The 11,916-nt window shown below is 77.4% G+C and carries 10 protein-coding genes and 1 pseudogene; 6 read left to right on the plus strand and 5 right to left on the minus strand.

What is annotated here, in order from left to right:
* Together GSF02_RS17520 and GSF02_RS17525 are read left to right on the plus strand one after the other, a co-directional pair.
* Nucleotides 1-331, plus strand: a pseudogene (locus GSF02_RS17520) (general stress protein); the annotation flags it as partial.
* A 246-nt stretch (nucleotides 332-577) separates the two neighbouring features.
* Nucleotides 578-1,501 carry a type IV toxin-antitoxin system AbiEi family antitoxin domain-containing protein gene (locus GSF02_RS17525; protein ID WP_159798659.1) on the plus strand — a complete coding sequence of 308 codons (924 nt, stop codon included), beginning with the start codon at nucleotides 578-580 and terminating at the stop codon, nucleotides 1,499-1,501.
* A gap of 82 nt (nucleotides 1,502-1,583) precedes the next feature.
* On the opposite strand, the gene GSF02_RS17530 is transcribed toward GSF02_RS17525, so the two are convergent.
* On the minus strand, nucleotides 1,584-3,248 hold the full coding sequence (locus GSF02_RS17530) for an aminopeptidase P family protein (protein ID WP_159798660.1): 1,665 nt from the start codon (nucleotides 3,246-3,248) through the stop codon (nucleotides 1,584-1,586).
* Nucleotides 3,249-3,311: 63 nt separating this feature from the next.
* Nucleotides 3,312-4,148, minus strand: a complete 837-nt coding sequence (locus GSF02_RS17535; RefSeq protein ID WP_159798661.1) for an alpha/beta fold hydrolase — start codon at nucleotides 4,146-4,148, stop codon at nucleotides 3,312-3,314.
* A gap of 109 nt (nucleotides 4,149-4,257) precedes the next feature.
* Here GSF02_RS17535 and GSF02_RS17540 point away from each other — a divergent pair, with 109 nt between their 5' ends.
* On the plus strand, nucleotides 4,258-5,097 hold the full coding sequence (locus tag GSF02_RS17540) for a PHP domain-containing protein (protein ID WP_235915667.1): 840 nt from the start codon (nucleotides 4,258-4,260) through the stop codon (nucleotides 5,095-5,097).
* Nucleotides 5,094-5,729 carry a MarC family protein gene (locus GSF02_RS17545; protein WP_159798663.1) on the plus strand — a complete coding sequence of 212 codons (636 nt, stop codon included), beginning with the start codon at nucleotides 5,094-5,096 and terminating at the stop codon, nucleotides 5,727-5,729. Before GSF02_RS17540 ends, GSF02_RS17545 begins: the two co-directional genes overlap by 4 nt.
* A 55-nt stretch (nucleotides 5,730-5,784) precedes the next feature.
* Here the strand turns inward: GSF02_RS17545 and GSF02_RS17550 are convergent, their stop codons facing one another.
* The gene (locus GSF02_RS17550) at nucleotides 5,785-6,078 is read right to left on the minus strand and encodes a DUF1905 domain-containing protein (protein WP_159798664.1); all 294 of its coding nucleotides are present in this window, start codon (nucleotides 6,076-6,078) and stop codon (nucleotides 5,785-5,787) included.
* A gap of 125 nt (nucleotides 6,079-6,203) precedes the next feature.
* A complete protein-coding gene (locus tag GSF02_RS17555; protein WP_235915668.1) occupies nucleotides 6,204-7,883 on the minus strand; it encodes a DEAD/DEAH box helicase in 1,680 nt (559 codons plus the stop codon).
* 237 nt (nucleotides 7,884-8,120) lie between these two features.
* Between GSF02_RS17555 and GSF02_RS17560 the strand changes: the two genes are divergently transcribed.
* Entirely contained in the window at nucleotides 8,121-8,840 is a 720-nt protein-coding gene (locus tag GSF02_RS17560; protein WP_159798665.1) for a ferritin-like fold-containing protein, read from the plus strand.
* A 90-nt stretch (nucleotides 8,841-8,930) separates the two neighbouring features.
* Here the strand turns inward: GSF02_RS17560 and GSF02_RS17565 are convergent, their stop codons facing one another.
* Nucleotides 8,931-9,152, minus strand: a complete 222-nt coding sequence (locus tag GSF02_RS17565) for a DUF3107 domain-containing protein (protein WP_159798666.1) — start codon at nucleotides 9,150-9,152, stop codon at nucleotides 8,931-8,933.
* Between the two features lie 167 nt (nucleotides 9,153-9,319).
* Here GSF02_RS17565 and GSF02_RS17570 point away from each other — a divergent pair.
* On the plus strand, nucleotides 9,320-11,916 hold a 2,597-nt coding region (locus tag GSF02_RS17570), incomplete at its 3' end, for a UvrD-helicase domain-containing protein (RefSeq protein WP_408003916.1).

Below are 11,916 nucleotides of genomic sequence, written 5' to 3' on the forward strand. Positions count from 1 at the left end.
GGGGGCGCCGGCCGCCGGGGCCCCGGGTGCGCCCGCGCCGCGGACGCCGGACCCGCGCTGGACGACGCCGACCGGCGAGCCGCGCTACGGCGCGATGCTGCCGACGGCGCAGCCGGCCCAGCAGCCGGCCGCCCAGCCCGCAGCCCAGCCGGCTCCCGCGCAGCCGGGGCCCGAGGGCCAGCAGGTGCCGGGCCAGCAGGTGCCGGGCCAGCAGGCCCAGCAGCAGGCGCATCAGCAGGCGCAGGCCCCGGTCGACCCCTACGCCGTGCCGCCGGAGCAGCCGGCGTCGCCGCGCCCGCCGGTCGACGACGACCCGCGTCCCCGCGACTGAGCCCCTCCGGGAGGGCCGCCTCCTGTGCCGGTGCGGTGAGCTCGGCATATCGTCGTGAGTTCGGCAGCTCGTAGTGGGGCTCGCCCAGGCCGCGGCTCGTGCGCGACGCCACGGTCCCTGCCCCCGGGCCGACTCCCGCGCACCGCCGGAGCCGGGCGGTACCCCCAGGGCCGCCGTGCCCACGCCTCTCCACAGGGATGACGGTGACCGGCCCCGCCGCCGACGCCGCCCGAGCACGCTGCCGGCATGAGACCGTCCGACGTCCTGCTCGCCCGCGAGGCCGACCGGGATGCGCTGCGCCGCGCCGGTGCCGTCGGGAGCGTCCACCGGGTCCGCCGCGGTGCCTACCTGCGGGAGCGTCCGCCCGACCCGGAGGCCGCAGCCCTCGCCCGCATCGCGGCGGTGCACCGCCAGCTCGCCGCCGGGCACTGGTTCAGCCACCTCTCGGCGGCGGTGCTCTGGGGGTGTCGCACGTGGGCGGCGCCCGAGCGCGTCCATGTCGTCCAGGGCTACCGCGCGTCGTCGCGCAGCGCCGGGGACGTGGCGCGGCACGCCGTGGACCTGCCGGCCGGCCAGCGGACCACGGTCGACGGGATGCCTGTGACGACCCTCGAGCGGACGGTGCTCGACTGCGCGCTCTCGCTGCACCCGCTGCACGCCCTCGTGGTCGCCGACTCGGCGCTGGGACGAGGCCTGAACCGTGCAGCGGCGCTCGACCTGTGGGCGCGCAGCCGCGCGCGGCGCGGACGGCGCCGGGCCGAGCTGGTGCTGCGGCTGGCGGACCCCGGAGCCGAGTCGCCCTGGGAGACGTGGGCGCGGTACGTCCTGGTCCGGGCGGGCCTGCCGCGTCCGGTGCTGCAGGTCCCGGTGGTCACGCGCCTCGGCACATTCCGGTGCGACCTCGGGTGGCCCGAGCACGGTGTTCTCGTCGAGTTCGACGGTGCCGTGAAGTACCGGCCGGGCGTCCTGCGCCCGGAGCACGACGGGGCCGCGGAGCTGTGGCGCGAGAAGCGGCGCTTCGACGCCATCCGGGAGACGGGAGCCAACCCGGTACGGCTCACGGCGGCCGACGCGCGAGACGTCGGCGCCGCCGTCGCCCGGGTGGCGGCGCGCTTCCCGCCCGGCGTGCGCGAGGCGATGCGGGTCGACCCGCTCATGCCCCTGCCGTGACACGGTCGTGCTTCGCGCAACGTGAGCTCGGGCGCAGGCGGGCGGCTGGACCCAGAGGGCAGCAGCCCGGGAAGGCGCGGGCTCAGCCGAGCAGACCGGCCATCCACGCCTCGACGTCCTCCGGGCGGCGGGGCAGCGCCGCGGAGAGGTTCTCGTTGCCGTCGGCCGTGACCAGCACGTCGTCCTCGATGCGCACGCCGATGCCGCGGTACTCCTCGGGCACGGCCAGGTCGTCGGACTTGAAGTACAGGCCCGGCTCGATCGTGAACACCATGCCCGGCTCGATGACCGCGTCCTGGTACATCTCCCGGCGGGCCTGGGCGCAGTCGTGCACGTCGAGGCCCAGGTGGTGCGACGTGCCGTGCACCATCCAGCGGCGGTGCTGCTGGCCCTCCGGCGTGAGCGCCACCTCGGCGGTGACGCCGTCGGGCAGCAGGCCCCACTCCTCGAGGCGCGCGGCGATGACCTCCATGGCCGCGGCGTGCACATCGCGGAACCGGTTGCCGGGCACGGCGACGGCGAAGGCGGCGTCGGCGGCGTCGAGCACCGCGGTGTAGATGCGGCGCTGGACGTCGGTGAACGTCCCGGTCACCGGCAGCGTGCGGGTCACGTCGGCGGTGTACAGCGCGTCGACCTCGACGCCGGCGTCCACCAGCACGAGCTCGCCCTCGCGCACCACGCCGTCGTTGGTGATCCAGTGCAGGGTGGTGGCGTGCTCGCCGGCGGCGGCGATCGTCTCGTAGCCGACGGCGTTGCCCTCCAGGCGGGCGTGGGCGTCGAAGGTGGTCTCGATGACGCGCTCGCCGCGGCGGTGGGCGACGGCGCGCGGGAGGTTGCGCACGACCTGCTCGAAGCCCTCGATCGTGCGGGCGACGGCCTCGCGCATGTGCTCGACCTCGAGCGCGTCCTTGACCAGGCGCAGCTCGCTGGCAGCCTCGACGAGCTTGGCGTCCGACAGCTCGGGCGCGGCCGCGGCCTCGCCGGTCGCGGCCCGCACGTCGGCCGCCTCGGCGTCCACCGTGTCGGCGCCGGCCTCGGCGCGGATCGCCTCGACGAGCGTCTCGACGGCCTCGTCGGCGCCGAGCACCACGAGCAGCGTCACGCCCGCGCCGATGTCCTTGGCCAGGGCGTCGCGCAGCTCGTCGACGTGCCGCGCCTCGATGCCGGTGAGCGTGGTGACGTCCTCGAGCGTCGGGCGCGCGCCGACCCAGAACTCGCCGTAGCGCGAGTCGGCGTAGAACTCCTCGGTGTCACGCGCGGCCAGCGGGCGCACGTAGAGCACCGCGTGGTGGTCGCCGCGGGTGCCGTCGGCGTCCGGGTCGCCGGTGCCCGGCGCCACGGGGTGCAGCACCAGCACCGCGTCGGGCTCCTGGTCCGTGCCCAGGCCGGTGAGGTGGGCGAACGCCGAGTGCGGGCGGAAGCGGTAGTCGGTGTCGTTCGAGCGCGTCTTGAGCGAGCCGGCCGGGATCACCAGGCGCGCCCCGGGGAACTGCGCCGCGAGCCGGGCCCGGCGGGCAGCGGTGAACGGCACGGCGCGCGCCGGCTCGACGCCGAGGTCGGCGCGCGGCGCCCAGCCCGAGGTGATGAACTCGACGAAGGCCTTCGAGCTCGGGCGGTGGGAGCGGTTGTCGTTCCGCTGCGCCAGCGAGTCACCGGCACCGCCGGCCGCGGTGCCGGCGGCCTCGGCGGCGGGCTGGTCCGCGGGCGCGGGCGTCTCGGACGTGGGCGTGGTCTCGGCGTCGCTCATGGCCCCCAGTCTCGCACCGCGGGGCAAGCGCCCGGCCCCGGCGTCGTCCGGGCCGTCCGGCCGTCAGGGCTGCTGGAACGCGCGCAGGGCCCGGTCCAGCACCCGGTTGAAGGCCTCGGGCGCGTCGGAGTTCACGTCGTGCCCCGCCCCGGGCACGACGACGAGCGCGCCGCGGTAGGCGGCCTGCAGGTGGCGCCGTTCCTCGAGGCGGAGCCGGTCCTGGGCGCCGTTGACGAGCCACACCGGTACGCGGGTGGCGCGCAGGTTCGCCACGGACGACCGGCCGGCGAGGTGCGACAGGGCGTCCGTGACCACGTCCCAGCCCGGGCGGAAGGGCCCGGCGTCGTCGGCCCCGCCGATCAGGGCCTGCAGGTCGGTGCCACCCGGGCGCGAGCGCCCGCCGAGCACCGCCGCGCGCCACCAGGCGGCGGCGGCGACCGACCGTCGTCGGGCAGCGGCCGACCCGCTGACCGCGGCGCTCGCCAGCGTGCGGTACAGCGCGACCGGCTTGCCCTTCGGGTCGGAGGAGCAGCCCACCGCCACCACCCCGGCGAGGTCGCCCGTCTGCCCGAGCGTGGAGCGCCGGGCCGTCCACGCCAGGGTGGTGTACCCGCCGAGGCTCAGGCCCACGACGGCGACCCGGCGGTCCGGCCCGAACGACGCGACCGCCTCGTCCAGCACCTCGTACGCCCGGCGCATGCTGAACCGCTCGTCGCGCAGCGCCCCGTGCGCCGGCAGGTCGACGGCCAGGGCGTCGTGGCCGCGGGCGCGGACGTGGTCGAGCTGGGACTGCCAGATCTCGGACGAGGTGCGCATGCCGTGGACGAAGACGACGGCGGGTGCCTCGCCCCGCCGGGATGCCGGGACGCTGCCCGACGGGGTGAGCCGCAGGTCGTTCATCCTGCGATCGTCCCGCGTGCACCGGCAGCACGCGACGGGGCGGTGGTTCAGATGCCGTGAAGCCTCTGTGCCCGCCGGCCGGGGCGTCTTCACTCCCTACACTGTGCGCGTGATCGACCTGCACACCCACTCGTCGGCCTCCGACGGCACCGACGCGCCGGCACGGGTGGTGGCCGACGCCGCCGCGGCGGGCCTCGCCGTCGTCGCGCTCACCGACCACGACACCACGGCGGGCTGGACCGAGGCCGCCGAGGCCGCCCAGCGGCACGGGGTGGCGCTCGTGCGGGGCACCGAGATCTCCACGAAGGCCCACGGCGTCAGCGTGCACCTGCTCAGCTACCTGCAGGACCCCACGCACCCCGACCTGGTGGCCGAGATGGACGCGACGCGGTCCGACCGCCTGACCCGCGCGCGGCGCATGGTCGACCTGCTGGCCGAGGACTTCCCGGTCTCGTGGGACGGCGTCCTGGCGCACACGGGGCCCGACGCCACGATCGGCCGGCCGCACATCGCGGACGCCCTCGTGTCCGCCGGCGTGGTGGCCTCCCGGGAGGAGGCGTTCGCGACGGTGCTGCACCCCGGCACCCGGTACTACGTGCCGCACCACGCGCCCGACGCCGTCGCCACCGTCCGCGCGGTGCGCGCGGCCGGGGGAGTGCCGGTCTTCGCCCACCCGGGCGCGGTCGCCCGCGGCCGCGTCGTGCCCGAGGAGACCATCGAGGAGATGGCCGCCGCCGGGCTGGCCGGCCTGGAGGTCGACCACCGCGACCACGACGACGCCACCCGGGCCCGGCTGCGCGACCTCGCGCGGGCGCTCGGGCTCGTGGTCACCGGGTCGAGCGACTACCACGGTGCGGGCAAGCCGAACCGGCTGGGCGAGAATACGACGTCCCCCGAATCCCTGGCCGTCATCGAGGAGCAAGGACTGTTGGACGTGATCCGCCCGTGAGCAGCCTGATCGACGTCGCGCTGTTCACCGAGGTCTTCGTGACCCTGTTCGTCATCATGGACCCCCCGGGCACGATCCCGGTCTTCCTCGCCCTGACCTCGCGGATGGATGCCCGGCAGCGCGCCCGCGCGGCGCGCCAGGCGATCCTGGTCGCGTTCGGCGTGATCGTGGTCTTCGCGATCTTCGGCCAGCAGCTGCTGCACTACATGGGCATCTCACTGCCCGCGCTGCAGGCCTCCGGCGGCCTGCTGCTGCTCCTGGTGGCGCTGGAGCTGCTCACCGGCAAGGCCGAGGAGCCGGAGCCCGCCAAGGGCGGCTCGGTGAACGTCGCGCTCGTGCCGCTGGGCACGCCGCTCCTGGCGGGTCCGGGCGTCATCGTCGCGACCATGGTGTTCGTCCAGCAGCGGGTGGCCTCCGGCGAGTCGATCGTGGCGCACTGGGTGGCTATCGCCCTGGCCATCGTGCTGGTGCACGTGTGCACCTGGCTGGCGATGCGGTTCGCCGGCGTCATCCAGCGCGTCCTGCGCGAGTCCGGCGTCACCCTGGTGACCCGCATCGCCGGTCTGCTGCTCGCCGCGATCGCGGTGCAGATGATCGCCACGGCCGTGATCGAGTTCGTCCGCACCGCCTGAACCGCCCGCCGGCCGCCGGACCCGGACCGCCGGCCCGGCCGCGCCCGCGGGCGCCTCAGCGCACGGGCTCGAGCGTCACGGTGACCGTGCCGCCGTCGGCGACCCCCTCGGCGGCGCGCACGGCCTTCTTCACCGGGAGCACGTAGCCGCGCTGCTCGTCGCTCGGGAACACCGACGTCGACCAGGTGGTGGTGCCGATCGTGGCGGTCACCCTGATGGAGCCGAACCCGCGCGGCGGCAGCGGCAGCTCCGCGAGCTCGTCCGACTGCTCGGGCGGCACGGTGACGAACCACCAGGAGTCGCTCCGCGAGCTCCAGCGCCACAGCGGCGCGGTGAAGGTCAGGCGCACGCGGCCACGCTAGCGCCCGGCGCCGACGCTGCGGCGCTCCCGGACGACGACGCCCCGCTCCTGCAGCAGGAGCGGGGCGTCACCGTGAGGGCGGGCGGCGATCTCGGCCGCCGCCTCCGGCCGGGTCAGTCGGCCGGCGTGGTGGCCGGCTGCTCGCCGCCCGCGGCGCCGTTCGCGGCCGCCGCGCCGCCCGAGCGGCGCCGGGTGCGCCGACGGCGGCGCGCGGGCCCGTCGGACTTGCCCTCGGCGGTGTCGGCGGTCACGGCGTCGGCCGCGGGGGCGGCACCGTCGGTGGCGGGGGTCTGCGGGCGCTCGCGGCGCTCGCCGTCACGGCCTCGGCCACCGCGGCCGCCGCGCGAGCGGCCGCCGTCGCGGCCCTCGCCGGAGCGCTCGCGGCCACCGCGGCCGCCGTCACGCCCGCCGTCACGACCGCCGTCACGACCGCCCTGCGGCGAGTGGCGCTTGCCGGTCTCGCCGAGGTCCTCGAGCTCCTCGCCCTCCAGGCCCTCGAGCACCCGCTTCTCCTTGGGCAGGCGCCCCTTGGTGCCCTCGGGGATGTGCAGGTCCGCGAACAGGTGCGGCGAGGTGGAGTACGTCTCGACCGGCTCCGGCATCCCCAGGCCGAGCGCCTTGTCGATGAGCGACCAGCGCGGCACGTCGTCCCAGTCGACGAACGTCACGGCGGTGCCCGTGTTGCCGGCGCGCCCGGTGCGCCCGACCCGGTGCAGGTAGGTGCGCTCGTCCTCGGGGCACTGGTAGTTCACGACGTGCGTGACGTCCTCGACGTCGATGCCGCGGGCCGCGACGTCCGTGGCCACCAGCACGTCGATCTTGCCGTGGCGGAAGGCGCGCAGCGCCTGCTCGCGGGCGCCCTGGCCGAGGTCGCCGTGGATGGCGCCGGCCGCGAAGCCGCGCTCGCGCAGCTCGTCGGACACCTTGGCCGCGGTGCGCTTGGTCCGTGCGAACACGATGGTCCGGCCGCGGCCCTCGGCCTGCAGCAGGCGGGCGAGCACCTCGATCTTGTCCAGGGCGTGCGCGCGGTAGACGAACTGGGTGATGTTCTTGACGGTCTGGCCCTCGTCGTTCGGCTCGGCGGCGCGGATGTGCGTGGGCTGCGTCATGTAGCGGCGGGCCATCGACACGACGGGGCCGGGCATCGTCGCGGAGAAGAGCATGGTGTGGCGCTTGGCCGGCGTGCGGGACAGGATCCGCTCGACGTCGGGCAGGAAGCCCAGGTCCAGCATCTCGTCGGCCTCGTCGAGCACCACGGTCGCGGCGCGGGTGAGGTTGAGGTGGCCCTGGTTGAGCAGGTCGACCATGCGGCCCGGCGTGCCGACGACGACCTCGACGCCCTGCTGGAGCGCCTCGATCTGCGGCTCGTACGCGCGGCCGCCGTAGATCTGCACGATGCGCACCGAGCGCTTCTTCGACGCCGTGGCCAGGTCGTTGGCGACCTGGACGGCCAGCTCGCGGGTCGGCGCGACGACGATGGCCTGCGGCTTGCCCGGTGCCGGCAGCTCGTCGTAGCCGGGCTCGCCCGGCGCGACGACGCGGTGCAGCAGCGGGACGCCGAAGCCGAGCGTCTTGCCGGTGCCGGTCTTGGCCTGGCCGATGATGTCGTGGCCCTGGAGCGCGACCGGCAGGGTCATGGCCTGGATGGGGAAGGGGTGGGTGATGCCCACCGCGGCGAGCGCCTCGACGATCTCGGGACGCACGCCGAAGTCGGCGAACGAGGCGTCCTGCGCCTGGATGGCGCTCACGGTGGGTGCGGTCTGCTCCGCGGCGATGTTGTCTGTGGTGGTCACTGTGCCCTCGGTCGATGTGTCGGCGCGGGCGCGGCGAGCGCGCGGCAGCAGGCCGCCGACGTCGGCGCACCGCACCTGGTGGACGGCAGCCGATCGCGGAAGGAACGTCGCGGGGCTGGCCGGTCGCGGCGCGAGCCGTGCCCGGGCCGCCGCGGGAGGTCTGCACGTGACGACCGGGCAACCGTGGTACGGCGACATCTTACGCGACGGGCCCGCAGCCGCCCGTATCCTGACCGCGTGAGCGAGCAGCGCAGCAGCACGGGTCCCACGACGGCCGGCGCGCACGACGGCGCCCTGGCGGAGCTGGTGGGCCTCGCCGGCTACGTCGAGCTGCGGACCTTCGGGCTGCTGGCCGCGCACGCGGTCGGGGCCCCCGACCTGGCAGGGGCGCAGCAGCTCGCACGGGTCGCGGGCCGGGTGCTGCGGCGGCAGGAGGAGCTGCTCGCCGTCGGCACCGCGCAGGGCGCCGACGAGCTGTCGCTCATGGAGCCCTTCCGGCACGTGCTGGACCCGTTCGACGAGCGGACCCCCGCGTCGTCGTGGTGGGAGGGGCTGCTCAAGGGGGTCGTCGGGCACGGCGTCGCCGGCGACCTGTGCCGGCTGCTGGCGCGGGGCCTGCCCGCCCAGGACGCCGCCGCCGTCGGCGCCGCCATCGGGGTGACGGACGCCGAGCGGGAGCACGACGACGCCGCGACCGTCCTGGTGCGGTCCGCCGCCCAGGCCGACGCCGTCCTGGCGTCGAGGCTGGCGCTGTGGGGCCGGCGGGTGGTGGGGGAGTCGCTGACGCTGGCGCAGACCCTGCTGGCGCAGCGCCCGGCGCTGGCGGGGCTCGCGCGCGAGGCGGCGCGCCGGTTCCACCAGCCGGGCGAGGCCGGCGTCGACGTCACCGCGTGGGTGCTGAGCGAGCTGACTGCCGAGCACACCCGGCGCATGGACCGGATGGGCCTGGCCGCCTGAGCCTGGTCGCCTGAGCCTGGTCGCGGCCGGTCCCGGGACGCCGCAGGCCCGCCCGGACGTCCGGGCGGGCCTGCAGCGGGGCCTAGCGGGTCAGAGCGAGCCGAAGCCGACGCGCCGCTGCTCCTCGGGGCCGACCTCCACGTACGCGAGCGTCGCCGTCGGGACGACCACGCGGCGACCGCGCGAGTCGGTCAGCTCGAGCACGCCGTCGGACAGGGCCTTCTTCACGGCCTCGGCGACGTGGTCGGCCGTCTCCTCGATCTCGAGCACCAGCTCGCGCGGGTGGTTCTGCACGCCGATCGTGACTTCCACGGTGACTCCTTCGATGGGCGCCCGGGTGTGCGGAGCGCGAGTGCCAGGGGCGGGATCGATCCTAGTCAGGGCCCCGCGCCCGGCCGTGGTCGAGCGCGCCGGTTTCGCGGAGGGCCGATCCGGGCGCGCGCCGGGCCGTGTCGGTGGGGCGTGATCGGATACTGCCCGTGACCACGACCCTCGCCCCGACCGGGCACCCCGGGAGGCGCCCGCTCGCGCCCCGGCTGGTGCCGCCGCGGCAGGGCGCGGCGGACGACGTCGCGCTCGACGCGACGCAGCGCGCCGCCGTCGAGGCGGCGGCCGAGCGGCCGGTGACGCTCGTCGTCGGCGCGCCGGGCACCGGCCGCACGACCGTCGCGACCGCCGTCGCCGTCGAGGGCATCACGGACGGCGGCCTGGAACCCTCGCGGGTGCTCGTGCTGTCCGCGTCGCGCCGCTCGGCCGCCCGCCTGCGCGACCGGGTCGCCGCGGCGTCGGGACGGACGGTCGGCGCTCCGATGGTGCGCACCGCGGCGTCGGCGGCGTTCGCCGTGCTGCGCACGCGCGCCATGGCGCTAGGCGAGCCGGCGCCGACGCTGGTCTCCGGCCCCGAGCAGGACCTGGTGCTCGCGGAGCTGCTCGCCGGCCACCTCGCCGGGGACGGCACGCCGCTGGCGCTGCCGGCCGGCCTGCCGGCGGAGTCGCTGGGGCTGCGCGGCCTGCGGCAGGAGCTGCGCGACCTGCTCATGCGCGCCGCCGAGCGCGGCCTGGGCCCGGCGGACCTCGCCGAGCTGGGCCGGCGCCACGGCCGCGAGGAGTGGGTGATGGCCGCCCACCTGTACGAGGAGTACCTCGACGTCACGACGCTGCGCGTCGCCACCCCCGACTCCGGCGCCCGGTACGACCCGGCGGCGGTCGTCGACGAGGCCGCGGCGGTGCTGCAGGCGTGGGAGGACGAGGTGCCCGGGGTGCCGCGCCCGACGTGGGACCTCGTCGTCGTCGACGACTACCAGGAGGCCACCGTCGCGACGGCCCGGCTGCTGCACGTGCTGCACGACGCCGGGGCGCGGCTGGTGCTGCTGGCCGACCCGGACTCCGCCGTCCAGGGCTTCCGCGGTGCGACGCCCGGCCTCGTCGGGCGCGCCGCCGCCCCGGCGCGCCCGGGGGCGCTCGGCGCGTTCGGCGCCGACGTCGTCGTGCTCGGCACGGCGTGGCGGCAGCCGGCCGAGCTGCGCGAGGTCACCCGCGCCGTGACCACCCGCATCGCCACCGTGTCGGGCGCGCTGCACCGCGGGGCGGCGCCGCGCCCCGAGGGCGCCGGCGACGCCGCGCCGGGCGCGGCGGCGGCGGGCGAGGCCGACGCCGGCGAGGCGGCGCACGGCGCCGACGGGCCTCCCTCCGGCGTCCGCGTGGCGGTGCTCCCGGGCGCGGCGCAGGAGGCGGCGTACGTGGCGCGCGAGCTGCGGGCCGAGCACCTGCTGCACGGCACGCCGTGGGAGCGGATGGCGGTCGTGGCGCGCTCGGGCGACCGGCTGGCGTCCCTGCGCCGCGACCTCGTCGCGGCCTCGGTGCCCGTGGCGCTCCTCGGGTCGGACGTGCCGCTGCGCGACGAGCCGGCGGTGGCCCCGCTGCTCGCCGCCCTGCGCGTGTGCGCCGGCGCGGCGGACAGCCCCGAGGCGCCGCGCGAGCCGGCGCCGGCCGGCGCGGGGGAGCCCGGGGACGGGCCGCACGCGGGCGAGGCGCTCGAGGCCGACGACCCGGCGCCGTACCCGCTGCTCGACCCCGCCACGGCGGCCCTGCTGCTCACCTCGCCGGTCGGCGGGCTCGACGCCGTGGCGCTGCGCCGGCTGCGCCGCGCGCTGCGCGCCGAGGAGCTCGCGGGCGGCGGCGGGCGAACCTCGGACGCGCTCCTGGTCGAGGCGCTGGGCGACCCCGCCCGGGCGCAGACGCTGCCTCCGGCCGTGCGGCGCGGTCCCGTGGCGGTCGCCCGCGTGCTGGCCGCCGGCCGGCAGGCCGTGCGGGAACCCGGCGCGACCGCCCAGACCGTGCTGTGGGCCGTCTGGGCGGCGACCGGCCTGGCCGAGCGGTGGCGCGACGCGGCGCTCGCCGGCGGCCCGGCGGGCGTGCGCGCGGACCGCGACCTGGACGCCGTGCTGGCCCTCTTCCGGGCGGCCGAGACGTACGTGGACCGCATGCCGGGAGCCCCGGTCGCCGCCTTCGTGGACTACCTGGGCTCCCAGGACCTGCCCGCCGACTCGCTCGCCGCCTCCGCCACCGGCGTCCACGCCGTCGAGGCGCTGACCCCGGCCGGCGCGGCGGGCCGCGAGTGGGACGTCGTCGTGGTGGTCGGCGTCCAGGACGGCGTGTGGCCCGACCTGCGCCTGCGCGACTCGCTGCTCGGCTCGCAGGCGCTCGTGGAGCTGCTCGCCGGGCGCTCGGACGACGCGCGCGGCCTCGGCCCGGAGGCACGGGCGCAGGTGCTCGCGGACGAGCTGCGGTCGTTCGCGGTGGCGACCTCGCGGGCCCGGCGGCGGCTCCTGGTCACCGCCGTGGAGGACGCCGAGGAGGCGCCGAGCGTCTTCTGCGACCTCGTGGCGCCGCCGGGGGACGACGGCGAGGCGGACGAGCGCCGCGCGACCGTGGGCGCGCCGCTCGACCTGCGCGGCGTGGTGGCCACCGCCCGCGCGGCGCTGGTCGGCGCGGTGGCCGGCGGCGACGGCGTCGCGCGGGACGGCGCGGCAGCGGCGGGTGCCGCGCCGGTCGCCGGGGCGCCGCGCGATCCGGC

Source organism: Puerhibacterium puerhi, from assembly GCF_009846865.1.
Taxonomy (GTDB): domain Bacteria; phylum Actinomycetota; class Actinomycetes; order Actinomycetales; family Cellulomonadaceae; genus Puerhibacterium; species Puerhibacterium puerhi.

Excerpts from the sequence above, each read along its gene's own strand:
- GSF02_RS17525 (WP_159798659.1), top strand. The coding sequence starts at position 578 with ATGAGACCGTCCGACGTCCTGCTCGCCCGCGAGGCCGACCGGGATGCG.
- GSF02_RS17535 (WP_159798661.1), bottom strand. The coding sequence starts at position 4,148 with ATGAACGACCTGCGGCTCACCCCGTCGGGCAGCGTCCCGGCATCCCGG.
- GSF02_RS17530 (WP_159798660.1), bottom strand. The coding sequence starts at position 3,248 with ATGAGCGACGCCGAGACCACGCCCACGTCCGAGACGCCCGCGCCCGCG.